A 22,963-nucleotide genomic window follows, 5' to 3' on the forward strand; every position below is an offset into this window, starting at 1 on the left:
TTCGACCGAGATCGTCGCAGACGAAATGCAAATGCTCGGCGGTGCGCATAACGCGGGCGGCAACGCTGCGAAGCCCGATGCGGAGCAGCCCGACGTCGAGCAGCCGCCGACCGATAGCGAAGCCGGCCGCCGCACCGGCCGCTGACGACGCCGAAGCGAAGAAGTGCGCGATCATCGCCGCCGCGCTCGAACGGGCGCGCAAGAAGAAGGAAGAACTGTCCGGGCAAGACGCCGGGCCGAAGAACACCGAAGGCGTGAGCGCGGCCGTCCAGGCACAGATCGACGCGGCCGAGGCACGCCGCAAACGGCTCGCCGAACAGCAGGCCCAACGCCACGCCGAAGCAGCGGCCGCGAACGGCGACGACGAGAACGACGCAGGCAACGACGGCCCGGGCGGCCCGTCCGCACCGCCCGACCAGAACACGCCATGAACGCCAGCAAACGACGCGCGATCTACGAAACGCTGCAGAGCCTCAATCCGCATCCGACTACCGAGCTCGAGTACTCGACGCCGTTCGAGCTGCTGATCGCCGTGATGCTGTCCGCGCAGGCGACCGACGTATCGGTCAACAAGGCAATGCGGAAGATGTTTCCGGTCGCGAACACCCCGCGACAAATCGTCGCACTCGGCGAAGAAGGCGTCACCGAGTACATCAAGACGATCGGCTTGTACCGGACCAAGGCGAAGAACGTGGTCGCGACGTGCCGGATCCTGCTCGACCGCTACGACGGCGAGGTGCCGACCGATCGCGAAGCGCTCGAGGGGCTGCCCGGCGTCGGCCGCAAGACCGCGAACGTCGTGCTGAACACTGCGTTCGGCCAGCCGACGATCGCGGTCGACACGCATATCTTCCGGGTCGCGAACCGCACGGGGCTCGCGCCGGGCAAGGACGTGCGCGCCGTCGAGGCCGCACTCGAGAAGTTCACGCCGAAGGAATTCCTGCAGGATGCGCATCACTGGCTGATCCTGCACGGGCGCTACGTGTGCAAGGCCCGCAAGCCTGAATGCTGGCACTGCGCGATCGAGCCGCTGTGCGAATTCAGGCCGAAGACGCCACCGCCCATGGAGTGACGCGCAGCCGCGGCTGACCGGCCGCAGGCTGCCGCCCGGCGTCATGCGGCCGGACACTCATTGCATGCCCCATCGGCCGTTGTTCCGCCGGTAACCTGCAGCCGCGACAGCGTAGCCACCTGCGCCATCGTCCCTGCTTTCCCCTTCCAAGCTACGCGTTGGACGTCGCCGTTGCGTCGTCGGCCGCCGCGCCGCCCGCGCGCACCAGCGCCAGCACGGCAGCCAGAATCGCGACGCCTCCCGCCCACTGCAGCGGCGACAGCGCTTCGCCGAACAGCAGCGCCGCAAGCGCGACCGTCACGACCGGTTCGAGCGTCGACAGCATCGACGTGCGTGCGGCCCCGAGCCGTTCGAGCCCGGCAAAGAACGCGAGCATCGCCGCGACCGTCGACACGAGCGCGATCGCGAGCATCGATGCCCAGCCGCCGGCCGTCGCGGGCCAGCGCGGCGGCGCGCCGAACGCCGCGGTCCGCACGACGGCGATCGCCAAGAGCGTCGCGGTTGCCGACAGGCAGATGATCGCGGTGGTCGCGAGCGGATCGACGCCACGCGTCGCCTTCGTGCCGCCGACGATGTACAGCGAATAGATCACCGCGGCGGCCAGCGCGAGCGCGATCCCGAGCGGCTCGCCATGCCCGCCGCCGACCATCAGCGCCGAACCCGCGACGCACAGCACGAGCGCGACGGCCTTCGCGCGCGTGAGGCGCTCGCCGAGCCACCAAGCGGCCAACAGCGTGACGAAGGCCGGATACAGGTACAGCAGCAGCGCGACGAGGCTCGCCTGCGCGTGTTGCAGCGCGCTGAAATAGCAGAACGACTGCCCGACGTAGCCGAGCGCGCCCATCGCCACGAGCGGCGCGAGCGCGCGCCCGCGCGGCCAGGTGACGCGGCGATGCCGTGCGATCGCGGCGAGCACCGCGCCGCCGATCGCGAAGCGCACGATCAGCAGCCCGAGCACGTCCACACCGGCCGCATACGCGTAGCGGCCGAAGATCGCCATCGCGCCGAACGCGGCGGCGGACAGCGCGACGTAGAGCGAGCCCTGCAGGGCGGCGGACGATGGGCGAGCGGTGGCGGTCATGACGGAACGGGTGCGAGCGGCGTGGCGACGGAAATCGTCGGAGTGTAACGGTGCGACGGTGGCGAGCCTAGCCCGCGCTTACCCGTTCCCGGGCGCCGGTGGAGGGCGCTGGCGACCGGCCGGCACCGAGCACCTGTGCTGCCTGCTGCCTGCTGCCTGCTGCCTGCTGCCTGCTGCCTGCTGCGTGCTGCATGCGGCTGGCGGCTGGTGGCTGGTGGCTGGTGGCTGGTGGCTGGTGGCTGGTGGCTGGCGGCTGGCGGCTAGCGGCTGGCGGCTAGCGGCTAGCGGCTAGCGGCTGGCGGCTGGCGGCTGGCCAGCAATCGTCGCCGTCACCGCCGCCGCGCAACCCGCTCCGGCCCGCCGCCAGCGCCGTCCGCCGACCCGGCGTACAATGCGCGACGCGGCATCACGCCGTCCGAATCACGACGTTTCCCCCACCATGTTCAATCCAAGCCGCGACGAAGTGCGTCGCTTTTTCACCGAGACCTGGCGCAAGCAGCGCGCCGGCGAGATCCTGACGCCGCTGGAAGCGATGGCAGCAGACTGGATCGTCGAGCATCCCGAATACCACGACGAACTCGCCGACGCCGATGGTGCGACCGCGCGCGAGTACACGCCCGAGGAAGGCCGCACGAACCCGTTCCTGCACCTGTCGATGCATCTCGCGATCAGCGAGCAGCTGTCGATCGACCAGCCGCCCGGCATCCGCGCCGCGCACGACAAGCTCGCGGCCAAGCTCGATTCGACCCACGACGCGCAGCACGTGATCATGGAATGCCTCGGCGAGACGATCTGGGAAGCGCAGCGCACCGGCACGCCGCCCGACACCGACGCGTACCTGCAGCGCATCCTGCGCCGCGCATCGCGCGACTGAGCGCCGAGGCGCCCGTCCACGCCACGGGCGGCCGGAGCGCGGACAAAAAAATACCCCGCCGAGGCGGGGTATTTTTGCTGCGTGGGCCCGTCGGGCCCGTCACGCTTACTTCTTGAACACGAGATCGGTTTCTTTCAGCGACTCGATGTAGGCCGCGATGTCCTTCATGTCGCTGACCGACAGGCTCTGCACCTGCGCCTGCATGATCGCGTTGTTGCGACCGAGCAGCGGGTTCGTCAGGCCCATCTGGTACTGGCGCATCGCCCACACGAGGTAGTCGGCATGCTGGCCGGCGAGGCGCGGATATTCTGCGTTGATCGGCTTGTTCATCTGCGCGCCGTGGCAGGCGGCACAGTTGTGCGATTCGACCAGTTCCTTGCCCTTCGTGATGTCCGCCGCGTGTGCGGTACCGATCGCGAGGCCGGCCGCCAGTGCAACCGCCGCCGTCTTGAATGCGTTGTTCATGAATGCTCCTGTCCCGCCGGTCAGATCGGCGGCGCGCGCTTTACTTGTAGGGATTGTCCTTCGTGTCGGCCTTCTGGACGGCGTAGTACGCCGACAGATCCGCGATGTCCTGGTCCGTCAGCGAACCGGCGATCGCATTCATCGACGGGAAGTGACGATCCTTCTTGCGGTAGGCCTTCAGCGCGTTCTCGAGGTATTGCTGGTTCTGGCCGCCGAGGACAGGCACCCGGTAGACCTCCGGGTACGCCGCGCGGTAGTCCTGGATGCCGTGGCAACCGATGCACATGGCGGCCTTGCTCGCCCCGTCCTTCGGGTTGCCGACCACACCGGCCGCCTGCGCGCTGCCCGCGAGCGCCACGAGCGCTGCGACAACGACGTGTTTGCCGACGAATTTGTTCATAGCTCTTGTAACCTAGCTTGAGGGGAAACTGGCGCCAAAGCGGCAACGGCCCGCGCCGTTATGCTTGTCAGGTCGCCACGCAGGCCAAAAAAAACGGCCAGATTGTACCGCGTCGGCGGGGAACGCGTCCACAAGGCGCCCCGGTTCGCCCCGCCACAGCCCCGCAACGATACGCGGGCGCGGCCCAACCGGACAGCCCTTCTGACTTATACTGGGTTTTTTTCCCCGATTGAGAAGAGCGCCGCCATGCGTTTCGAAGGGTCCTCGCACTACGTCGCCACCGACGATCTGAAGCTCGCGGTCAATGCCGCGCTGACGCTGCAACGCCCGCTCCTGATCAAGGGCGAGCCCGGCACCGGCAAGACGATGCTCGCCGAGGAAGTGGCCGCCGCGCTCGACATGCCGCTGCTGCAGTGGCACATCAAGTCGACCACGAAGGCGCAGCAGGGCCTGTACGAATACGACGCCGTGTCGCGGCTGCGCGATTCGCAGCTCGGCGACGAGCGCGTGAAGGACATCTCGAACTACATCGTCAAGGGCGTGCTGTGGCAGGCATTCGATGCCGAGCACCCGAGCGTGCTGCTGATCGACGAGATCGACAAGGCCGACATCGAATTCCCGAACGACCTGCTGCGCGAGCTCGACCGGATGGAATTCCACGTGTACGAAACACGTGAAACGGTCCGCGCGAAGCACCGCCCGCTCGTCATCATCACGTCGAACAACGAGAAGGAGCTGCCCGACGCGTTCCTGCGCCGCTGCTTCTTCCACTACATCCAGTTTCCCGACCCGGCGACGATGCAGAAGATCGTCGCGGTTCATTTCCCTGACATCCGCGAGGAGCTGCTGCGCGCGGCGCTCGAGAGTTTCTTCGAATTGCGCAGCGTGTCGGGCCTGAAGAAGAAGCCGTCGACGTCCGAGCTGCTCGACTGGCTGAAGCTGCTGCTCGCCGAGAACATCCCGGCCGACCAGTTGCGCGGCGTGGACGCGAAGCAGATCGTGCCGCCGCTCGCGGGCGCGCTGCTGAAGAACGAGCAGGACCTGAGCCTGCTCGAACGGCTCGTCTACATGAACCGGCACAACCGGTAATCCTCCCCCATCCGCGAAGGCCCGGCCATGCTGCTCAATTTCTTCTACGCGCTGCGCGCAGCCAAGCTGCCCGTCTCGGTGAAGGAATACCTGACGCTGCTCGAATCGCTGAAGGCCGGGCTGATCTCGCCGTCGATCGACGCGTTCTACTTCCTCGCGCGGATGACGCTCGTCAAGGACGAGCAGTACTTCGACAAGTTCGACCAGGCGTTCGGCGCGTATTTCCATGGCGTGTCCGCACTGCCGTCCGAAGCGTTCGACATTCCGCTCGACTGGCTCGAGAAGCGCCTCGAGCGCGAGCTGTCGCCGGAGGAGAAGGCGCAGATCGAGGCGATGGGCGGGCTCGACAAGCTGATGGAGCGCCTGAAGGAACTGCTCGACGAGCAGAAGGAACGCCACGAAGGCGGCAACAAGTGGATCGGCACCGGCGGCACGTCGCCGTTCGGGCACGGCGGCTACAACCCGGAAGGCGTGCGCATCGGCGGCCCGTCGAACGGCAACCGCACCGCGGTGAAGGTGTGGGAGGCGCGCGCGTACCGCGACTACGACGATTCCGTCGAGATCGGCACGCGCAACATCAAGGTCGCGCTGCGGCGGCTGCGCCGCTTCGCGCGTGAAGGCGCCGCCGAGGAGCTCGACCTGCCCGGCACGATCCGCAGCACCGCCGCGAACGCGGGCTGGCTCGACCTGCGGATGGTGCCCGAGCGTCACAACAACGTGAAGGTGCTGATGCTGCTCGACGTCGGCGGCTCGATGGACGATCACATCAAGCGCACCGAAGAGCTGTTCTCGGCAGCGAAGGCCGAATTCAAGCACCTGGAATTCTTCTACTTCCACAACTGCGTGTACGACCACCTGTGGAAGAACAACCGCCGCCGCCACTCGGAACGCACCGCGACGTGGGACGTGCTGCACAAGTTCACGCCCGACTACAAGCTGATCTTCGTCGGCGATGCGACGATGAGCCCGTACGAAGTGCTGCAGCCCGGCGGCTCGGTCGAATACAACAACCCGGAAGCGGGCGCCGTGTGGCTGCGCCGCCTCGCCGACCAGTTCCCCCACCATGCGTGGCTGAACCCCGAGCCCGAGCGGCTATGGGAATACCGGCAATCTGTCGCGGTGATCCGCGACCTGCTCGGCCATCGCATGTATCCGCTCACGCTCGCGGGCCTCGAAACCGCGATGCGCGCACTCAGCAAGTAACGACACCCACCCAGCACGAAGGCCGCGTCCGAGCGGCCTCCCCCCGGAGATAGCATGAACCCCTCGCCCACCGCGAGCGCCAGCCGCGCCGGCGGCCGCCGCTTTTTTGCCGATACCTCCGTGTCGGCACTCGTCGCCGGCTTCGTCGCGATGATGACGGGCTACACGAGTTCGCTCGTGCTGATGTTCCAGGCCGGCCGCGCCGCCCACCTCACCGATGCGCAGATCTCGTCGTGGATCTGGGCGCTGTCGATCGGCATGGCGCTGACGACGATCGGCCTGTCGCTGCGCTTTCGCGCGCCCGTCGTCGTCGCGTGGTCGACACCCGGCGCCGCGCTGCTGATCGCGTCGCTGCCCGGCGTGCCCTACCCCGAGGCGATCGGTGCGTTCATCGTCTGCGCGGTGCTGCTGACGGCCGTCGGCGTGAGCGGGCTGTTCGATACGCTGATGCGCAAGATTCCGGCCGGCATCGCAGCCGCGCTGCTCGCGGGCATCCTGTTCGAGATCGGCATCGAGATCTTCCGCGCCGCGCAGTTCCAGACGGCGCTCGTGCTCGCGATGTTCTTCACGTACCTGATCGTCAAGCGGCTCGCACCGCGCTATGCCATCGTGACGACGCTGATCGTCGGCACGGCGGTCGCCGGCGGTCTCGGCCTGCTCGACTTCAGCGGCTTTCACATCGCGTTCGCGAAGCCCGTGTTCACGATGCCGGCCTTCTCGATCGCGGCGATCGTCAGCATCGGCATTCCGCTGTTCGTCGTCGCGATGGCGTCGCAGAACGTGCCGGGCATCGCGGTGCTGCGCGCGGACGGCTATCAGACCCCGTCGTCGCCGCTGATCGCGACCACCGGCCTCGCGTCGCTGCTGCTCGCACCGTTCGGCTCGCACGGCGTCAACCTCGCGGCGATCACGGCCGCGATCTGCACGGGCCCGGAAGCGCACGAGGATCGCGCGAAGCGCTACACGGCCGCCGTGTGGTGCGGCACGTTCTACCTGATCGCGGGGATCTTCGGCGCGACGATCGCCGCGCTGTTCGCGGCGCTGCCGAAGGCGCTCGTCGTCTCGGTCGCCGCGCTCGCGCTGTTCGGCTCGATCATGAGCGGGCTCGCGAACGCGATGCAGGACGTGAAGCAGCGCGAAGCAGCGCTCGTCACGTTCATGGTCACCGCGTCGGGCCTCACGCTGCTGTCGATCGGCTCGGCATTCTGGGGGCTCGTCGCGGGGATCGTCACGCAGGTGATCCTGAACGCGCGCCGCCCCGCGTGACGCGGCACGGCGCCCGCCGCCGCGGCCTTCGGACACGCCAGAACGTGCGCGACACGAATCGGGCCTAGAATAGCGGATCGGAGGCGGTGCCCGGCGCCGCCTCGCTTCGCCGCCGCGCTCGCGCGGCCCGTGAGAACCCGGCGCCTTGCGCCCTTCTTCCGAATCGCCATGACTACCGCACTCGACCAGCTGAAGCAGTACACGACCGTCGTCGCCGACACGGGCGATTTCCAGCAGCTTGCGCAATACCAGCCGCAGGACGCGACCACGAACCCGTCGCTGATCCTGAAGGCCGTCCAGAAGGATGCGTACAAGCCGATCCTCGAGAAAACCGTCCGCGATCATCGCAACGAAAGCACCGATTTCATCATCGACCGCCTGCTGATCGCATTCGGCACCGAGATCCTGAAGCTGATCCCGGGCCGCGTGTCGACCGAGGTCGACGCACGCCTGTCGTTCGACACGCAGCGTTCGATCGACAAGGGCCGCGAGCTCATCAAGCTGTACGAAGCAGCCGGCATCGGCCGCGAGCGCATCCTGATCAAGCTCGCCTCGACGTGGGAAGGCATCCGCGCGGCCGAAGTGCTGCAGAAGGAAGGGATCAAGTGCAACATGACCCTGCTTTTCTCGCTCGTGCAGGCCGCCGCATGCGCGGAAGCCGGCGCGCAGCTGATCTCGCCGTTCGTCGGCCGCATCTACGACTGGTACAAGAAGCAGGCCGGCGCGGAGTGGAATGAAGAGAAGGACGGTGGCGCGAACGATCCGGGCGTGCTGTCGGTGCGCCGCATCTACACGTACTACAAGACGTTCGGCTACAACACCGAAGTGATGGGCGCGAGCTTCCGCACGACCAGCCAGATCACCGAACTCGCCGGCTGCGACCTGCTGACGATCAGTCCCGATTTGCTGCAGAAGCTGCAGGACAGCAACGAGACGGTCACGCGCAAGCTGTCACCGGAGGCGCTGCAGGACAAGCCCGCCGCGCGCGTCGCGATCGACGAGGCAGCGTTCCGCTTCCAGTTGAACGACGACGCGATGGCGACCGAAAAGCTCGCCGAAGGCATCCGCGTATTCGCCGCCGATGCGGTGAAGCTCGAGAAGCTGATCGACTCGCTGCGCTAAGCCGCACAAGCGTCAGCGGCTGTCAGCAACACTGGCAACAGCCGTCAGCACGCACGCCGCACACGGCCGCGAACGTCATGTTCGCGGCCGTTTTTATTTTTCATTCCATCGTCAAGCACGCGCACTACAATCCACGTCACGGGTGCGTCGGCCGCCTCCCGAGGCACCCTTTCCCGGTCAGTCTTGTACGACGCCGAACCCGTGCGGAAGCGCGGGCCGGCCCCCTCAATACAGGAGACAACGATGCAAGTCCAACCGTACCTGACGTTCTACGGTCGCGCCGACGAAGCCCTTCAGTTCTACGAAAAGGCACTCGGTGCAAAGACGATGTTCAAGATGCACTTCAAGGATGCGCCGCCGAATCCCGACTACCCGATGACGCCGGAGATGGCCGACAAGGTCATGCATGCGAGCTTCACGATCGGCGACTCGATGATCATGTGCTCGGACGGCGACTGCAGCCAGCCCGGCGGCGGCATGCACGCCGGCTATTCGCTGTCGCTGAACCCGGCGACGGTCGAGGAAGGCCAGAAGCTGTTCAATGCGCTCGCCGACGGCGGCGAAGTGACGATGCCGTTCGGCAAGACGTTCTGGGCGCTCGGCTTCGGGATGGCGAAGGATCGTTTCGGCGTGCACTGGATGGTCAACGTCGAAGACCTGTCGCAGCGCGAGGACCTCGCGCAACGCGCGCAGGGATAACACGAAAGACAAAGCCCGCCACCTTGCCGGTGGCGGGCTTTTTCATTGCGTGGCCGTGCAGGCAGCGTCAGCCTTCCACCACGTCGAGATAGTCCTCCGGCCGCGTGCGATCCTCCGCATGCGCCATGCCCATCACGCGCACCAGCACGCTCACCACCACCGCCACCACCAGGTTCACGACCAGCGACCATACGGCCGCGTAGCCGGGAATCGCGAGACCGAACAGGTGGATCGTGAAGATCGAGCTGGCAAGCTTCAGCGAAACCGCCATCCACGTGCCGCACACGATGCCCGCCGCCCAGCCGGCCAGCAGGCCGCGATGGTCGAGCACGCGCGTGTACAGGCCGAGCACGATCGCGGGTAGCGTCTGGATGATCCAGATCCCGCCGAGCAGTTGCAGCTGGATCGCGTAGGTCAGCGGCAGCCCGAGAATGAACGCGACGGCGCCGACCTTCACGATCAGCGACACGAGCTTCGCGACGTGCGTTTCCTGCTCGTGCGACATGTTGCGGTTCACGAACTCGCGGTGAATGTTGCGCGTGTACAGGTTTGCGGCCGCGATCGACATGATCGCCGCCGGCACCAGCGCGCCGATGCCGATCGCCGCGAACGCGACGCCGACGAACCACGACGGGAAATACTGGAGGAACAACGCGGGCACCGCGAAGTTCGGGCCGAACGCCTTGAAGTACGGCGCGTACTGCGGCATGTCCTTCACGCCCGATGCGAGCGCCATGTAGCCGAGCAGCGCGAGCAGGCCGAGCACGAACGAATACGCGGGCAGCATCGCCATGTTGCGGCGGATCGAGTTGCCGGACGACGACGACAGGATCGCCGTGACCGAGTGCGGATACAGGAACAGCGCCAGCGCCGAGCCGATCGCGAGCGTCGCATACGCGCTGTAGCCGTTCAGGCTCATCGCGTCGGGCGCCTTCAACAGCAGCTTCGCGGGCGGCACGCTCGCGAAGATGTGCCCGAAGCCGCCGAGCTTCGCCGGGATCACGATGACCGCCGCGGCGATCGTGATGTAGATCAGGATGTCCTTGACGATCGCGATCATCGCAGGCGCGCGCAGGCCCGACGTGTACGTGTACGCGGCGAGGATCGCGAACGCGATGATCAGCGGCAGGTCGCCGACGAAGCCGGTCGTGTCGAAGCCGAGCGCGCCGATCACCACTTCGATGCCGACGAGCTGCAGCGCGATGTACGGCATCGTCGCGACGATGCCCGTCACCGCGATCGCAAGCGCAAGCATGCGGCTGCCGTAGCGCGCGTTGACGAAGTCGGCGGCGGTCACGTAGCCGTGCCGCTTCGCGATGCTCCACAGCTTCGGGAACACGACGAACGCGAACGGATAGATCAGGATCGTATAAGGCAGTGCGAAGAAGCCCATCGCGCCGGCGCCGAACACGAGCGCCGGCACCGCGACGAACGTGTAGGCCGTGTAGAGGTCGCCGCCGAGCAGGAACCATGTGACGATCGTGCCGAAGCGGCGTCCGCCGAGACCCCATTCGTCGAGATGGGCGAGATCGCCGCGCCGCCAGTTCGCGGCCAGGAAACCGATGATCGTGACGCCGATGAACAGCAGGACGAAGACGAAGGTTGCGCCGAGATTCATCGCGCACCTCCCTGCGGGCCGCTCGCCTTCCACGCGTTCTTGGTCTTGAAGTACACGAACGCGGTGATCACCGCGCTAATGAAGACCCAGAGCAACTGGTACCAGTAGAAAAACGGAAAACCCAACCATTGCGGTTCGATCTTGCTGTACGACGGTACCCAGACCATCGCAATCAGCGGCAGTACCAGCAGCCAGAGCCAGCGCTTCGCGGCCCGGTTGGCGTCGGCATCGTGAGCCATGACGTCTCCTCATCTTTCCCGGTTATCGATCTTGTTGAGCGGGTACGGCGCCGAGAGGAGCGCAAAACGGGTAGGCTGCGGCTCCCCTGGCTTCGCGCCAGTATAGGAGCCGCGAGCACGCGGTCAAGCGGGGGCGAACCCGAGGTGATCCGCCCCTTGTCGCGTGGTTGCACCGGCATGCCGCCGGTGCATGAAGCGTCAGATCGCGAACGCGGTGTCGCGCGCGCCGGTCGTTTCTTTCAAAGCTTTCACCCACTTGCGTGCGGGCAACTTCAGCGTGTCCTCGATCAGCTTCGCACGCGCGTCGAGCTGCGCGAACGGCACGTCGAGTGCGGGGCCCGAGAACGCGATCGCGATCCGGTTGCCGTCATGCACTTCGGGCAGTGCGATCACGCGGTGATCGAATGCCGCGTTCAGGTGCTTCATGTTGCGCACGAAGCTCGGATGATCGCCGAACAGGTTGATCGTCGCGATACCTGCGTCGGCGAGGCAGCCGCGCACCGCGCGGTAGAACGAGACGCTGTCGAGCACGGGGCCGCGCGCGGTTGCGTCGTACAGGTCGATCTGGATCGCACCCGTCGTGCCGCGGTTGGCCGGGTCGTTGACGAAATCCCATGCGTCGGCTTCATGCACGGCGAGACGTGCATCGTCGGGCGGCAGCGCGAACATCGTGCGCGCGGCGACGATCACGGCCGGGTTCAGCTCGACGGCCTCGACCTTCGCGTGCGGCAGGAAGCGGTGCGAGAACTTGGTCAGCGCACCGGTGCCGAGCCCGAGCTGGACGATCCGCTCGGGCGTTTCGAGGAACAGCAGCCACGCCATCATCTGCTGCGCGTATTCGAGCTCGATATGCAGCGGCTTCGAAATCCGCATCGCGCCTTGTACCCATTCGGTGCCGAAATGCAGGAAGCGCACGCCGCCCTCTTCCGAGAACGTGACGGGCGCGAAGCGCGGCTTGCGCGGCGCTTCGAGCACGGGCACGTCGTCGTGTTCGTCGATCTCCGGGCGGCGCTTCACGCGCGGCGGCTGGAGTTTTTCGGAGCCGTTGTAGGCGGACGGCTTGCTGCGCTTGGACGCGCGCGCCTCGGCGGACGCGCGCTTGATCAGTCGGGTCATGTGTGAATCTCGCTGGGTGATGCTGGTTTTAGCGGACGAGAGGATAGCATTGGCGGGACGATGGTCGCTGCCGAAGACAGATCCACCACTGCGCATCGTTGATCTGTCATGTGCACTAACGCACCGCGTGAACGACAATGCACCGCGATCGTGTTTAGGGAAGTTACCCGATGAAGACTGCCGCCAGTTCGCCCATCCCCATCGATCCTGAACTCCTCGCAGTTGCCGAACGCGTCCTGCGGGACGGCGAAACGCTATCGAGCTTCGTCGAGCAATCAATCCGTGAAGGCATCGCGTGTCGCCGGCTTCAAAGCAAGTTCATCGCACGTGGCATTGCGTCCCGCGACGAGGCGCTACGCACGGGCCGGTATGTTTCGTCATCCGACGCGCTCGCGCGGCTGGAACGCCGACTCGACGCGACGGGTATTCGCCGGCGACACACTCGCTGACAAAAGTCCGCGTAACAATCATCCGACGACGAGGAACCACATGGCCTCGAATGACAAGAAGATCTGGTTTCCGACCAAACGCTACGGCTGGGGCTGGGGATTGCCGGTCGCGTGGCAGGGCTGGGTCGTGTTGCTGCTGTTCGCGATCGGGGTCATTGCAAGCGCGTGGCTGCTGCCGCCGCGCCGGTCTCCGATTGCGTACGGTGCCTGCGTCGTGGCGTTGGTCGCGCTGCTGACTGCGGTGTGCTGGATCAAGGGAGAGACGCCCCACTGGCGATGGGGCAAGGACGATTGAGCATCAAGCGCGATAGGCTCGCTTGCCCGATCGGCAAGTGAATTCGAGCCTCCGTAACGACGCGAAGTCGTTCGGCTACGTATATCCGATCACCAAAGCACACCGCTCTTCACGACAGCAAGCAACGCGCATATCGCAAATGCGCGCGTCATGCATGCGCACAAGCGCGCGCCACAACCAGACGGCATAAGCAAATTCACGCCGCACCAGCTCGTCAAGCAAGGAACAAGCGCCCCACTCCGTCATCGATACGCAGCGACAGCACCTGTCGAACGGCTGAATTGTCCCGGGTCTCCACACGACGCAAAAATGCGAAGGAGCGGCCGCAAGCCGGGATGTCGCCTATGCGCTCGCCTTCGACGCCACGCCCCCGGTGCTAAACCGGCATCGCCCGTCGGTCGGCACCGCACGCCTGCCCGCTCCCGACGCTGCGAATCCCCCAGTGACGGCACCGCCGCCGAGTACGAACTGCGCATCCTTTTTCTGCGTGCACCTTGCAAATATACCCAAATAGGGATAATTTCATCGATGGATCCGTACACCAAACCACTCTACTGGCTCGGCTCGGCACGCAAGGACCTGAAAGCAATGCCCGAAGCCGTCCAGGACACGTTCGGTTATGCGCTGTACCTGGCGCAAACAGGACGCAAGCATGATCAGGCCAAGCCATTGAGGGGATTCGGATCGGCCGGCGTGCTCGAGATCGTGGAATCGGAAGACAACGGCACGTACCGTGCCGTCTACACGGTGAAGCTCGGGAACAGCGTGTATGTGCTGCACTGTTTCCAGAAGAAATCATCGAACGGCATCGCGACACCGAGGCCGGACAGCGATCTGGTTCGCGAACGTCTGAAAGCGGCCGAAGCACACGCAAAAGGAGAAAGGCGATGATCGAAATCGAACAGGGTAGCGAGAACGTCTACGCGGATCTGGGCATGCGCGATGCCGACGAAATGCGAGTGAAGGCTCAACTCGCCGCCAAGATCGCGGAGATCATCAAGGCGCGCAAATGGACGCAGCAGCACGCGGCCCGGTTGCTCGGCATGACGCAGCCGAAGCTATCGAACATGCTGCGCGGGCAGTTTCGCGGCGTGAGTGAAACGAAGATGCTCGAATGTCTGGCGAAGCTCGGACGCGACGTGCAGATTGTCGTCGGGCCAGACCGTCAGTCGGAAGTCGAAGGGCATATCGAAGTCGTATTCGCCGCTTGACGTCAGGGCCCTGCCGATTGCTTCGGATCGCCGGCCGAGCGTGACGCCAGCAGCGCTGTCGGTCAAAGGACAACCCGGCGCCAGTGTTCCAGCTTCTGCTCGAACGACAACATCGCATTCGCCGGACTCGACGAAGGTAGCACGAGCGTGTCGTACCCCGCCGCGCCGATCACCTCCGCAAACCGCCCCGCCGTCTTGCCGTTGAAGCACACGCGCTTGAGCAACGGCGTATGCTCGCGCAACGCATCGAAATCATTCGGCTTCGCATGCCGGATCGCCGAATCGAGGCTGCCCTCGCGATGGCACGCGGCCAGCACGTCCCAGATACCGATCCCGTGCGACAGCACGCGCTCGAGCCGCGCGTCGTACGCGAGTTCGTGCAGCCCGTGCTCGCCGAGCACCGTGCCGAGCAGCCGCCAGAACTGGTTGCGCGGATGCGCGTAGTACTGCGCGGCATCGAGCGACGCCTCGCCCGGAAAACTGCCGAGGATCATCGTGTGCGTGTTCGCCGCGACGACCGGCGGAAAACCCCGCAGCATTACGCGCTCCCGCCCGGCCCGCCCGAGCGCGGCCCGTCACCATGCGCATCGAGATGGCGCCACAGCGCCGGCAGCATGCACTCGGTGACCATCAACGGCTTGCCGTGACGCTGGAACACCGAGCGCCGCGCGGCGAACGAATGCGGCGCTCGCGCACTGCCGAGCGCATGGCTCGCCAGCGCATACAAAGGATGGCCGGCGATCACGCGCCGGCTGACGAGCACCGAACGCTCGACCTGCGGATCGCTGTACAGCAGCTCCGCGAGCGGCCGCGTGCGCAGCCGCCGCATCGCCTGCCACACACCCTTGCTGGCGGAAAGCGGCGCGATGCTGTGCGCGGCGACGAACGGCGTGCCGTCGACCGACAGGATCACCTCGCGCACCCACATCGGCGCGCGTGGTGCGCTGGCGAGCGCGTCCGGCTCGTCGAACCATGGGCAGTCGACGGCCTCGCGCGTCACGCGCACGGCCACGCGGCCGAGCCGCGCGAGGTGCGCGGTCAGCGATCCGCCGCGCGTCAGCCAGTCGCGCTGGTCGAGCGTGCAGCCAGGCCGCGGCGTCTCGCGCCAGCCGGCCTGTCCGCCGTCGAATCGCATGCGCGTGTTCACGCAGCGCGCGACAGCAGCAGCGCGTTGGTCCGCTTCACGAAGCTCGCCGGATCGTCGAGCATGCCGCCTTCGGCCAGCAGCGCCTGGTCGAACAGCAGATGGCACCAGTCGCCGAAATTGGCGCTGTCGGCCTTCAACTGCTTCACGAGCGCGTGCTCCGGATTGATCTCGAGGATCGGCTGCATCGCCGGCGCGTTCTGGCCGGCCGCCTTCAGCATCCGCTGCAGGTAGCCGCTCATGTCGTTGTCGTCCGCGACGAGGCACGACGGCGAATCGGTCAGGCGGAACGTGACGCGCACTTCCTTCACCTTGTCGCCGAGCGCTTCCTTCATCTTCTCGACGACGGGCTTGATCGCTTCGCCCGCCTGTTCCTGCGCCTTCTTCTCTTCGTCGTTCAGCTCGCCGAGATCGAGGTCGCCGCGCGCGACGCTCGCGAGCGGCTTGCCGTCGAATTCCTGCAGGAACGACAGCATCCACTCGTCGACGCGATCGGTCAGCAACAGCACCTCGACGCCCTTCTTGCGGAACACCTCGAGATGCGGGCTGTTCTTCGCGGCCAGCCACGCGTCGGCGGTCACGTAGTAGATCTTGCTCTGCTCGGGCTTCATACGCGACACGTAGTCGGCGAGCGACACGTCCTGCGCGTCGGTGTCGCCGTGCGTCGACGCGAAGCGCAGCAGCTTCGCGATGCGCTCGCGGTTCGCGTGATCTTCGCCGAGGCCTTCCTTCAGCACCTGGCCGAACGCGCCCCAGAACGTCTTGTACTTCTCCTTGCCGGCATCCTCTTCCGCGTTCGCGAGCTCTTCGAGCATCGACAGCGTGCGCTTCGTCACGCCTTCGCGGATCGCCTTCACGTCACGGCTTTCCTGCAGGATCTCGCGCGACACGTTCAGCGGCAGGTCGGCCGAATCGACGACGCCCTTCACGAAACGCAGGTATTGCGGCAGCAGTTGCTCAGCGTCGTCCATGATGAACACGCGCTTCACGTACAGTTTCAGGCCGCCGCGATAGTCGCGGTTCCACATGTCGAACGGCGCATGCGACGGCACGAACAGCAGCTGCGTGTATTCGCTGCGGCCCTCGACGCGGTTATGCGTCCACGTGAGCGGATCCTGGTGGTCGTGCGCGATGTGCTGGTAGAACTGCGTGTACTGCTCGTCGGTGACGTCGCTCTTCGAACGCGTCCACAGCGCGCTCGCCTGGTTGACGGTCTCGTCCTCGTCCTTCAGGACCATCTCGCCCTTTTCCTGATCCCACTCTTCCTTCTGCATCAGGATCGGCAGCGCGATGTGGTCGGAATACTTCTGGATGATCGACTGCAGGCGGTGCGACGACAGCAGTTCGTCCTCGCCTTCGCGCAGGTGCAGCGTGATCGTCGTGCCGCGCTGCGCGCGCTCGATCGCGTCGATCGTGAAATCGCCCTCGCCCGCGCTTTCCCAGCGCACGGCTTCGCTCGCCGGCAGGCCCGCGCGACGCGTCTCGACGGTGATCTTGTCGGCGACGATGAAGCCCGAGTAGAACCCGACGCCGAACTGGCCGATCAGCGCCGCATCCTTCTGCTGGTCGCCGGACAGCTTCGTGAAGAATTCCTTGGTGCCCGAACGCGCGATCGTGCCGAGGTTCGCGATCGCTTCATCGCGGCTCATGCCGATGCCGTTGTCGTCGATCGTGATCGTGCGCGCGGCCTTGTCGTAGCCGATGCGAATGCGCAGGTTCGGATCGTTCTCGTACAGCGCGTTGTCCGCGAGCCCTTCGAAACGCAGCTTGTCGGCAGCATCGGACGCGTTCGACACCAGTTCGCGCAGGAAGATTTCCTTGTTGCTGTAAAGCGAATGGATCATCAGGTGGAGGAGTTGCTTGACCTCTGCCTGAAAGCTCATCGTTTCATGTGCCATGGATGCTGTTTCCTCTTACTTGAACTTGAATGGTGTGGCGCGAGCGCCCGGCGCGCGATGCCGGCGGGCCCGTGAAAGGCGGCCGCCTGGCGCAAGCGGTTTGCGCGCGTATCTGGGGACGGCACGCCCGATTTCAAGGGCGGGCGTGCCGCGCCGCGTCACGACGCGCGGCGCACGGCCGAATCGATATAGCGCGACAACAGCCCCGGCAGCGCCGGATCGCCGCAGTTCGCGACGTTGAAGCGCATCCACGTGGACGGCGATTGCTGCGGCGAGAACAGGCTGCCCGGCGTCAGCAGGAAGCCGGCCTCGTGCGCGACCGCCGCGAGCGCGTCCGAATCGACGCCCGTGTCGGCCCACAGGAACATCCCGGCCGCCGGCATCGTGAAGAGGCCGAGCCCCGTGCGCTCGAGCATCCGCGCGGTCTTGTCGCGCACGCCGTCGAGCCGCGCGCGCAGCCGCTCGACGTGGCGCCGGTAATGCCCTTCGGTCAGGATCTTGTACAGCACGCGCTCGTTGAGCTCGGGCGTCGTCATCCCGACCAGCATCTTCTGGTCGGTGACCGCCTTCGCGATCTCCGGCGCGCACGCGACATAGCCGACCCGCAGGTTCGCCGCGAGCGTCTTCGAATAGCTGCCGAGATAGATCACGCGCTTCAGCTGGTCGAGACTCGCGAGGCGCGTGGCCGGATAGCTCGGCGGGCACAGGTCGCCGTACACGTCGTCCTCGACGACGAGGAAGTCGTACGCCTCGGCGAGCTTCAGGATCCGGAACGCCTGCGCGGCCGACAGCGACGTGCCGGTCGGGTTCTGCAGCACCGAATTGATCACGAGCATCTTCGGCCGCCACATCTGCACGAGCGTCTCGAGCGCGTCGAGATCGGGGCCGTCCGGCGTGTACGGCATCCCGACGAGCTGCGCGCCCTGCGCCGCGAAGCGGCCGAACATCTGGAACCAGGCCGGATCGCCGACGATCACCGCATCGCCGGGCTTCACGTAGATCCGCGAGATCAGGTCGATCGCCTGCGTGATCCCGGACACCAGCACGATCTGTTCCGGCTTCGCGCCGATCTCCACTTCGGCGAGGCGCGTCTGCAGTTGCTGGCGCAGCGGCAGGAAGCCCTGCGCGGTGCCGAAGCCGAGCATCTGCGCGCCGGACTGGCGCCCCAGCGCACGCAGCGCGCCGGTGATCAGTTCGCCGTCGAGCCAGCGTCCCGGCAAATAGCCGAGACCCGGCCCCTTTTCCGGACTGACGGTGTGCAGCATGTTGCGCAGCAGCCAGACGACGTCGATCGTGTTGTGCACCGGCGCGGCCTCGGCCACGCGTGCAACGCTGTCGGCCGGCTGCGGGCCGGCGGCCGTGCGCTCGCGCACGTAGAAGCCCGAGCCGCGTCGCGAGTCGAGGTAACCCTGCGCGACGAGTCGCTCGTACGCCTCGACGACGGTAAAGCGCGACACGCTCTTGTCGAGCGCGAGCTTGCGGATCGACGGCATCCGCATGCCGGGCCGGAACACGCGTTCGTCGATGCGTCGCCTTGCCCACTGGACAAGCTGGTCGACGAGCGTGAGGGTGGCCGTGTCGTGCGGCACGGGAATCTGGGCGAGTGGGACGGTGGACATGGGCGGCAGCTCCAACTGTACCGAAGGCTATCGCGCCGATTGTACCGTTACTGTGCCGGTAGCGACGATTACAGTTGACCGGAACGGCGACCGTGCGGCTGCCGTTCTGGCCCCGCCGCACCTGGCGCCGCGCCCACCGGCCCGCATCGCGGCCGGTACGCCGGCCGGTCCGGCCACCGCCCGGCGCATCGCCTGCCCACCATGACACTTTCGCTTCCCGACCGACGTTCATGCCAGCCCGCTCCCTGACACTCGACCATCTCGTGATCGCCGCGCGCACGCTCGACGAAGGCGTACGCCACGTCGCCGACGCGCTCGGTATCGAACCGGCCGGCGGCGGCCGCCACCCGCTGATGCGGACCCACAATGCGCTGTTCGGCGCATGGGGCGGGCTCTACCTCGAAGTGATCGCGATCGACCCCGACGCGCCAGCGCCGAACGACGGCGCGGAGCCGCGCGCGCGGCTGTTCGGGCTCGACGATCCGGCCATGCACGCACGGCTCGCGCAGGGCCCGTTTCTCGCGCACTGGGTTGCGCGCGTCGACCGTCCGCGCCAGCTCGCGCTGTGGCAGAGCCAGTACCCGGCGCGCATCCCGCCCGTTGTCGCAATGCGGCGCGGCGACCTGGGCTGGGGCCTCACGGTGCCCGACGACGGCGCATTCCCCGCATGGCAAGGCACGGGCGACGGCCTCCTGCCGTCGCTGATCCAGTGGGACAGCGCGCACCACCCGGCCGAATCGCTGCCGGGCGACGGCGTCGCGCTGAAGGCGCTCAAGGGCGCCCACCCGCGTGCGGACGCGATCCGCGAGCAGCTCGACTGGCTCGGCGCCGCCCACCTGCTCGACCTCGAAGCCGCCGACGGCCCGCCCGCGCTGGTCGCCGAATTCGACACGCCGCAAGGCTCGCGCACGCTGCGCTGAGCGCCCTGCCGCCCCCTGAACTACACCAATACTGGCAAACACGGAGACACCCCTCACATGAATTCGCGCGAAACCCGGGGCATGTTGCTCGGCCTCATCGGCGTGATGATCTTCAGCCTGACGCTGCCGATGACGCGCATCGTCGTCTCCGAACTCCATCCGCTGCTCAACGGGCTCGGCCGCGCGCTCGCCGCCGCGGTGCCGGCCGGCCTGCTGCTGTGGTGGCGCCGCGAGCGGCTACCGACCCGCGCGCAGCTGAAAAGCCTCGCGATCACGTCGGTCGGCGTGATCATCGCGTATCCGGTGTTCTCCGCGTGGGCGATGAAAACGGTACCGGCGTCGCACGGCGCGGTGGTCAACGGCCTGCAGCCGCTGTTCGTCGCGCTGTACGCGGCCTGGCTGTCGCACGAGCGGCCGTCGAAGGCGTTCTGGGCCAGCGCGGTGGCCGGCAGCGCGCTCGTGATCGCGTTCGCGCTGCGCGACGGCGGCGGCACCGTGCAGGCCGGCGACGCGCTGATGCTCATCGCGGTCGGCATCGGCGCGCTCGGCTATGCGGAAGGCGCGCGCCTTGCGCGCCAGATCGGCGGCTGGCAGGTGATCTGCTGGGCGCTCGTCGTGTCCGCGCCGTTCCTCGTGTTGCCGGTCGGCTGGCTCGCGTGGATGCAGCATGCCGCGCATCCGGGCCCGCTCGCCCTGCGCACGTGGCTCGCATTCGGCTACGTGACCCTCTTTTCGCAATTCATCGGCTTTTTCGCGTGGTACGCGGGGCTCGCGATGGGCGGCATCGCGCGCGTCGGCCAGGTGCAACTGCTGCAGATTTTCTTCACGATCGCCTTTTCCGCGCTGCTGTTCGGCGAAACGGTCACGTCGACGACATGGCTGTTCGCGGCCGCGGTGATCGCCACCGTGGTGCTCGGGCGCCGCTCGGCGGTCGCCACCGCCGCGCAACCGGCTCGCGCCGGCTGAACAGCTGCGCCATAATGGACGTTTTGCCTGATCGGTTTTGCCCACCCGGCCGCGAAGGCTCGATCGCGCTCGCGCCTGCCCACCCGGCAGCGTCGAGGCGATTTGCCCGAACGACCTTTCTTGACTGACCACGATATCCGAACGAGGAGACTATGAATCCGAGCGACCTGCATCCGCCGCACTGGCAGCTTTCCGAACGCGCACGCAAGCTGACGAGCTCTGCCATCCGCGAAATCCTGAAGGTCACGGAACGCCCCGAGGTCATCTCGTTCGCCGGCGGCCTGCCCGCCCCCTCGACGTTCCCGGCCGAACGCATGCGTGCCGCCGCCGATCGCGTGCTGCGCGACGCGCCGGCCGCCGCGCTCCAGTACAGCGCGACCGAAGGCTACCTGCCGCTGCGCGAATGGATCGCCGAGCGCTACAGCGTGCGCGTGTCGCAGGTGCTGATCACGACCGGCTCGCAGCAGGCGCTCGACCTGCTCGGCAAGGCGCTCGTCGATCCGGGCAGCCCGATCCTCGTCGAAACCCCGACCTACCTCGGCGCGCTGCAGTCGTTCTCGCTGTACGAGCCGCGCTACGTGCAGGTGCCGACCGACGAGCAGGGCCTGCTGCCGGACGGCCTGACGCCCGAACTCACGCAAGGCGCGCGCCTGCTGTACGCACAGCCGAACTTCCAGAACCCGACCGGCCGCCGCCTGCCCGTCGAGCGCCGCCGCGCGCTCGCCGCGTTCGCGCAGTCGAGCCCGTTCCCGGTGCTGGAAGACGATCCGTACGGCGCGCTGAACTACCGCGGCGAGCCGCTGCCGACGATGCTGTCGATGGCGCCCGATCACATCGTGCACCTCGGCACGTTCTCGAAGGTGCTCGCGCCGGGCCTGCGGATCGGCTACATCATTGCGCCCGAGGAACTCCACTTCAAGCTCGTGCAGGCCAAGCAGGCCACCGACCTGCATACGCCGACGCTCACGCAGCGCATCGCGCACGAAGTGATCAAGGACGGTTTCCTCGACGAACACATCCCGACGATCCGCGAGCTGTACAGCGCGCAGTGCGACGCAATGCTCGGCGCGCTCGAGCGCCACATGCCGGAAGGCGTCACGTGGAACCGCCCGGAAGGCGGGATGTTCATCTGGGTGAACCTGCCCGCGCAGATCGACAGCATGAAGCTGCTCGCCGCGGCCGTCGACAACCACGTCGCCTTCGTGCCGGGCGCACCGTTCTTCGCGGACAACGCGCAGCAGAACACGCTGCGCCTGTCGTTCGTGACGGTGCCGCCGGAGAAGATCGAGGAAGGCGTCGCGCGCCTCGGCAAGCTGCTGCGCGAGCGCCTCTGATCCCCTTTTTCCTGTCACGACTCTCTACGAGGATTCGAATACATGGCTAACGTCTACGACAAACTGAAGTCGCTCGGCATCGAGCTCCCGACCGCCGGCGCACCGGCCGCCGCCTACGTGATGAGCGCGCAAAGCGGCAATACGGTCTACCTGTCGGGCCACATCGCGAAGAAGGACGGCAAGGTCTGGGCCGGCAAGCTCGGCGCGGATCTGCAGACGGAAGACGGCAAGGCCGCCGCCCGCTCGATCGCGATCGACCTGCTCGCGACGCTGCACGCGCACACCGGCGACCTGAACAAGGTCACGCGCATCGTCAAGCTGATGAGCCTCGTCAACTCGACGCTCGACTTCACCGAACAGCACCTGGTGACGAACGGCGCGTCGGAACTGATCGCGGAAGTGTTCGGCGATGCGGGCAAGCACGCGCGTTCGGCATTCGGCGTCGCGCAGATTCCGCTCGGCGCGTGCGTCGAGATCGAGCTGATCGCCGAAGTAGCGTAACGGGCGCAGCGCGATGTCCGATCATCTCGTCCGCTTCAAGCAGGTCGACGTGTTCACGGCGGTGCCGTTCAAGGGCAACGCGCTCGCCGTGGTGTTCGACGCCGATTCGCTCGGCGACGACGACATGCTCGCGATCGCCCGCTGGACGAACCTGTCGGAAACGACGTTCGTCTGCACGCCGACCGATCCGGAAGCCGACTACCGCGTCCGGATCTTCACGACGGAGGGCGAACTGCCGTTCGCCGGCCACCCGACGCTGGGCACCGCGCATGCGTTCCTGGAAAGCGGCGCGCAGCCGCGCACGCCGGGCCGGCTGATCCAGCAGTGCGGGGTCGGCCGGGTCGCGCTGCGCGAGCAGGCCGACGGCTGGGCGTTCGCCGCG

Annotated in this window: 26 protein-coding genes and 1 pseudogene; 17 read left to right on the forward strand and 10 right to left on the reverse strand. The window is 66.7% G+C overall.

The window, feature by feature from the left end; genetic code table 11:
• Positions 1-431, forward strand: a pseudogene (locus G3O06_RS37550) (electron transport complex subunit RsxB); the annotation flags it as partial.
• Positions 428-1,072, forward strand: a complete 645-nt coding sequence (nth, locus tag G3O06_RS37555; RefSeq protein WP_205819159.1) for an endonuclease III — start codon at positions 428-430, stop codon at positions 1,070-1,072. The pseudogene G3O06_RS37550 and the gene nth, both read left to right, overlap by 4 nt.
• Before the next feature lie 151 nt (positions 1,073-1,223).
• Here nth and G3O06_RS37560 read toward each other — a convergent pair whose 3' ends face one another.
• Positions 1,224-2,153, reverse strand: a complete 930-nt coding sequence (locus tag G3O06_RS37560) for a DMT family transporter (protein ID WP_205819160.1) — start codon at positions 2,151-2,153, stop codon at positions 1,224-1,226.
• A gap of 439 nt (positions 2,154-2,592) precedes the next feature.
• On the opposite strand from G3O06_RS37560, the gene G3O06_RS37565 reads away from it, so the two are divergent.
• A complete protein-coding gene (locus tag G3O06_RS37565) occupies positions 2,593-3,027 on the forward strand; it encodes a DUF1841 family protein (protein WP_089495376.1) in 435 nt (144 codons plus the stop codon).
• Positions 3,028-3,132: 105 nt separating this feature from the next.
• On the opposite strand, the gene G3O06_RS37570 is transcribed toward G3O06_RS37565, so the two are convergent.
• Together G3O06_RS37570 and G3O06_RS37575 are read right to left on the reverse strand one after the other, a co-directional pair.
• Entirely contained in the window at positions 3,133-3,492 is a 360-nt protein-coding gene (locus G3O06_RS37570; RefSeq protein WP_027786804.1) for a cytochrome c, read from the reverse strand.
• A gap of 40 nt (positions 3,493-3,532) precedes the next feature.
• Positions 3,533-3,892 (reverse strand): c-type cytochrome, encoded by a 360-nt coding sequence (locus G3O06_RS37575; protein ID WP_174915818.1) that lies wholly within the window; start codon positions 3,890-3,892, stop codon positions 3,533-3,535.
• Positions 3,893-4,138: 246 nt separating this feature from the next.
• Between G3O06_RS37575 and G3O06_RS37580 the strand changes: the two genes are divergently transcribed.
• The 5 genes from G3O06_RS37580 to G3O06_RS37600 all read left to right on the forward strand — a co-directional run bounded on the left by G3O06_RS37580 (position 4,139) and on the right by G3O06_RS37600 (position 9,271).
• On the forward strand, positions 4,139-4,981 hold the full coding sequence (locus G3O06_RS37580) for a MoxR family ATPase (protein WP_205819161.1): 843 nt from the start codon (positions 4,139-4,141) through the stop codon (positions 4,979-4,981).
• Positions 4,982-5,008: 27 nt separating this feature from the next.
• Positions 5,009-6,184, forward strand: coding sequence for a VWA domain-containing protein (locus G3O06_RS37585; protein ID WP_034184810.1), 1,176 nt, complete (start codon positions 5,009-5,011; stop codon positions 6,182-6,184).
• A gap of 54 nt (positions 6,185-6,238) precedes the next feature.
• On the forward strand, positions 6,239-7,450 hold the full coding sequence (locus tag G3O06_RS37590; protein WP_205819162.1) for a benzoate/H(+) symporter BenE family transporter: 1,212 nt from the start codon (positions 6,239-6,241) through the stop codon (positions 7,448-7,450).
• A 168-nt stretch (positions 7,451-7,618) separates the two neighbouring features.
• Entirely contained in the window at positions 7,619-8,572 is a 954-nt protein-coding gene (gene tal, locus G3O06_RS37595; protein ID WP_174915816.1) for a transaldolase, read from the forward strand.
• 243 nt (positions 8,573-8,815) lie between these two features.
• On the forward strand, positions 8,816-9,271 hold the full coding sequence (locus tag G3O06_RS37600) for a VOC family protein (RefSeq protein WP_174967765.1): 456 nt from the start codon (positions 8,816-8,818) through the stop codon (positions 9,269-9,271).
• Between the two features lie 67 nt (positions 9,272-9,338).
• Here the strand turns inward: G3O06_RS37600 and G3O06_RS37605 are convergent, their stop codons facing one another.
• The 3 genes from G3O06_RS37605 to G3O06_RS37615 form a co-directional block, all read right to left on the reverse strand.
• On the reverse strand, positions 9,339-10,889 hold the full coding sequence (locus G3O06_RS37605) for a sodium:solute symporter family protein (RefSeq protein ID WP_174988609.1): 1,551 nt from the start codon (positions 10,887-10,889) through the stop codon (positions 9,339-9,341).
• Entirely contained in the window at positions 10,886-11,128 is a 243-nt protein-coding gene (locus G3O06_RS37610; RefSeq protein WP_011352801.1) for a DUF3311 domain-containing protein, read from the reverse strand. The genes G3O06_RS37605 and G3O06_RS37610 overlap by 4 nt, the downstream gene beginning before the upstream one ends.
• Positions 11,129-11,326: 198 nt before the next feature.
• On the reverse strand, positions 11,327-12,244 hold the full coding sequence (locus tag G3O06_RS37615) for a spermidine synthase (protein ID WP_174915813.1): 918 nt from the start codon (positions 12,242-12,244) through the stop codon (positions 11,327-11,329).
• A 170-nt stretch (positions 12,245-12,414) separates the two neighbouring features.
• Between G3O06_RS37615 and G3O06_RS37620 the strand changes: the two genes are divergently transcribed.
• The 4 genes from G3O06_RS37620 (at position 12,415) to G3O06_RS37635 (ending at position 14,199) form a co-directional block, all read left to right on the forward strand.
• Positions 12,415-12,693, forward strand: a complete 279-nt coding sequence (locus G3O06_RS37620) for a YlcI/YnfO family protein (RefSeq protein ID WP_205819163.1) — start codon at positions 12,415-12,417, stop codon at positions 12,691-12,693.
• Between the two features lie 40 nt (positions 12,694-12,733).
• Positions 12,734-12,988, forward strand: a complete 255-nt coding sequence (locus G3O06_RS37625) for a hypothetical protein (protein WP_205819164.1) — start codon at positions 12,734-12,736, stop codon at positions 12,986-12,988.
• Positions 12,989-13,516: 528 nt separating this feature from the next.
• Positions 13,517-13,879, forward strand: a complete 363-nt coding sequence (locus G3O06_RS37630) for a type II toxin-antitoxin system RelE/ParE family toxin (RefSeq protein ID WP_174967762.1) — start codon at positions 13,517-13,519, stop codon at positions 13,877-13,879.
• On the forward strand, positions 13,876-14,199 hold the full coding sequence (locus G3O06_RS37635) for a helix-turn-helix transcriptional regulator (protein ID WP_174967761.1): 324 nt from the start codon (positions 13,876-13,878) through the stop codon (positions 14,197-14,199). Before G3O06_RS37630 ends, G3O06_RS37635 begins: the two co-directional genes overlap by 4 nt.
• Before the next feature lie 62 nt (positions 14,200-14,261).
• Here G3O06_RS37635 and G3O06_RS37640 read toward each other — a convergent pair whose 3' ends face one another.
• The 4 genes from G3O06_RS37640 to G3O06_RS37655 all read right to left on the reverse strand — a co-directional run bounded on the left by G3O06_RS37640 (position 14,262) and on the right by G3O06_RS37655 (position 18,860).
• The gene (locus tag G3O06_RS37640; protein ID WP_205819165.1) at positions 14,262-14,738 is read right to left on the reverse strand and encodes a DNA-deoxyinosine glycosylase; all 477 of its coding nucleotides are present in this window, start codon (positions 14,736-14,738) and stop codon (positions 14,262-14,264) included.
• Positions 14,738-15,334: a chorismate lyase gene (locus tag G3O06_RS37645; protein ID WP_205819166.1), complete on the reverse strand. Its 597-nt coding sequence runs from the start codon at positions 15,332-15,334 to the stop codon at positions 14,738-14,740. The genes G3O06_RS37640 and G3O06_RS37645 overlap by 1 nt, the downstream gene beginning before the upstream one ends.
• 8 nt (positions 15,335-15,342) lie before the next feature.
• Positions 15,343-17,241: a molecular chaperone HtpG gene (htpG, locus tag G3O06_RS37650; protein WP_174915806.1), complete on the reverse strand. Its 1,899-nt coding sequence runs from the start codon at positions 17,239-17,241 to the stop codon at positions 15,343-15,345.
• A 158-nt stretch (positions 17,242-17,399) separates the two neighbouring features.
• Positions 17,400-18,860: a PLP-dependent aminotransferase family protein gene (locus G3O06_RS37655; RefSeq protein WP_011352807.1), complete on the reverse strand. Its 1,461-nt coding sequence runs from the start codon at positions 18,858-18,860 to the stop codon at positions 17,400-17,402.
• 230 nt (positions 18,861-19,090) lie between these two features.
• On the opposite strand from G3O06_RS37655, the gene G3O06_RS37660 reads away from it, so the two are divergent.
• The 5 genes from G3O06_RS37660 to G3O06_RS37680 all read left to right on the forward strand — a co-directional run.
• Positions 19,091-19,780 (forward strand): VOC family protein, encoded by a 690-nt coding sequence (locus G3O06_RS37660; RefSeq protein WP_205819167.1) that lies wholly within the window; start codon positions 19,091-19,093, stop codon positions 19,778-19,780.
• A gap of 57 nt (positions 19,781-19,837) precedes the next feature.
• Entirely contained in the window at positions 19,838-20,746 is a 909-nt protein-coding gene (locus tag G3O06_RS37665) for a DMT family transporter (RefSeq protein WP_205819168.1), read from the forward strand.
• Positions 20,747-20,898: 152 nt separating this feature from the next.
• The gene (locus G3O06_RS37670) at positions 20,899-22,080 is read left to right on the forward strand and encodes a PLP-dependent aminotransferase family protein (RefSeq protein ID WP_174915803.1); all 1,182 of its coding nucleotides are present in this window, start codon (positions 20,899-20,901) and stop codon (positions 22,078-22,080) included.
• Positions 22,081-22,122: 42 nt separating this feature from the next.
• A complete protein-coding gene (locus G3O06_RS37675) occupies positions 22,123-22,581 on the forward strand; it encodes a RidA family protein (RefSeq protein ID WP_031402925.1) in 459 nt (152 codons plus the stop codon).
• Between the two features lie 13 nt (positions 22,582-22,594).
• The coding region (locus tag G3O06_RS37680) for a PhzF family phenazine biosynthesis isomerase (protein ID WP_205819169.1) at positions 22,595-22,963 on the forward strand (369 nt) is incomplete at its 3' end.

Source organism: Burkholderia sp. Ac-20345 (assembly GCF_017104825.1).
Taxonomy (GTDB): domain Bacteria; phylum Pseudomonadota; class Gammaproteobacteria; order Burkholderiales; family Burkholderiaceae; genus Burkholderia; species Burkholderia lata_B.

What these genes read in the sequence shown, in the direction of transcription:
- nth (WP_205819159.1), top strand. Translation starts at nt 428, where the DNA reads ATGAACGCCAGCAAACGACGCGCGATCTACGAAACGCTGCAGAGCCTC.
- G3O06_RS37560 (WP_205819160.1), bottom strand. Translation starts at nt 2,153, where the DNA reads ATGACCGCCACCGCTCGCCCATCGTCCGCCGCCCTGCAGGGCTCGCTC.
- G3O06_RS37565 (WP_089495376.1), top strand. Translation starts at nt 2,593, where the DNA reads ATGTTCAATCCAAGCCGCGACGAAGTGCGTCGCTTTTTCACCGAGACC.
- G3O06_RS37570 (WP_027786804.1), bottom strand. Translation starts at nt 3,492, where the DNA reads ATGAACAACGCATTCAAGACGGCGGCGGTTGCACTGGCGGCCGGCCTC.
- G3O06_RS37575 (WP_174915818.1), bottom strand. Translation starts at nt 3,892, where the DNA reads ATGAACAAATTCGTCGGCAAACACGTCGTTGTCGCAGCGCTCGTGGCG.
- G3O06_RS37580 (WP_205819161.1), top strand. Translation starts at nt 4,139, where the DNA reads ATGCGTTTCGAAGGGTCCTCGCACTACGTCGCCACCGACGATCTGAAG.
- G3O06_RS37585 (WP_034184810.1), top strand. Translation starts at nt 5,009, where the DNA reads ATGCTGCTCAATTTCTTCTACGCGCTGCGCGCAGCCAAGCTGCCCGTC.
- G3O06_RS37590 (WP_205819162.1), top strand. Translation starts at nt 6,239, where the DNA reads ATGAACCCCTCGCCCACCGCGAGCGCCAGCCGCGCCGGCGGCCGCCGC.
- tal (WP_174915816.1), top strand. Translation starts at nt 7,619, where the DNA reads ATGACTACCGCACTCGACCAGCTGAAGCAGTACACGACCGTCGTCGCC.
- G3O06_RS37600 (WP_174967765.1), top strand. Translation starts at nt 8,816, where the DNA reads ATGCAAGTCCAACCGTACCTGACGTTCTACGGTCGCGCCGACGAAGCC.
- G3O06_RS37605 (WP_174988609.1), bottom strand. Translation starts at nt 10,889, where the DNA reads ATGAATCTCGGCGCAACCTTCGTCTTCGTCCTGCTGTTCATCGGCGTC.
- G3O06_RS37610 (WP_011352801.1), bottom strand. Translation starts at nt 11,128, where the DNA reads ATGGCTCACGATGCCGACGCCAACCGGGCCGCGAAGCGCTGGCTCTGG.
- G3O06_RS37615 (WP_174915813.1), bottom strand. Translation starts at nt 12,244, where the DNA reads ATGACCCGACTGATCAAGCGCGCGTCCGCCGAGGCGCGCGCGTCCAAG.
- G3O06_RS37620 (WP_205819163.1), top strand. Translation starts at nt 12,415, where the DNA reads ATGAAGACTGCCGCCAGTTCGCCCATCCCCATCGATCCTGAACTCCTC.
- G3O06_RS37625 (WP_205819164.1), top strand. Translation starts at nt 12,734, where the DNA reads ATGGCCTCGAATGACAAGAAGATCTGGTTTCCGACCAAACGCTACGGC.
- G3O06_RS37630 (WP_174967762.1), top strand. Translation starts at nt 13,517, where the DNA reads ATGGATCCGTACACCAAACCACTCTACTGGCTCGGCTCGGCACGCAAG.
- G3O06_RS37635 (WP_174967761.1), top strand. Translation starts at nt 13,876, where the DNA reads ATGATCGAAATCGAACAGGGTAGCGAGAACGTCTACGCGGATCTGGGC.
- G3O06_RS37640 (WP_205819165.1), bottom strand. Translation starts at nt 14,738, where the DNA reads ATGCTGCGGGGTTTTCCGCCGGTCGTCGCGGCGAACACGCACACGATG.
- G3O06_RS37645 (WP_205819166.1), bottom strand. Translation starts at nt 15,334, where the DNA reads ATGCGATTCGACGGCGGACAGGCCGGCTGGCGCGAGACGCCGCGGCCT.
- htpG (WP_174915806.1), bottom strand. Translation starts at nt 17,241, where the DNA reads ATGGCACATGAAACGATGAGCTTTCAGGCAGAGGTCAAGCAACTCCTC.
- G3O06_RS37655 (WP_011352807.1), bottom strand. Translation starts at nt 18,860, where the DNA reads ATGTCCACCGTCCCACTCGCCCAGATTCCCGTGCCGCACGACACGGCC.
- G3O06_RS37660 (WP_205819167.1), top strand. Translation starts at nt 19,091, where the DNA reads ATGCCAGCCCGCTCCCTGACACTCGACCATCTCGTGATCGCCGCGCGC.
- G3O06_RS37665 (WP_205819168.1), top strand. Translation starts at nt 19,838, where the DNA reads ATGAATTCGCGCGAAACCCGGGGCATGTTGCTCGGCCTCATCGGCGTG.
- G3O06_RS37670 (WP_174915803.1), top strand. Translation starts at nt 20,899, where the DNA reads ATGAATCCGAGCGACCTGCATCCGCCGCACTGGCAGCTTTCCGAACGC.
- G3O06_RS37675 (WP_031402925.1), top strand. Translation starts at nt 22,123, where the DNA reads ATGGCTAACGTCTACGACAAACTGAAGTCGCTCGGCATCGAGCTCCCG.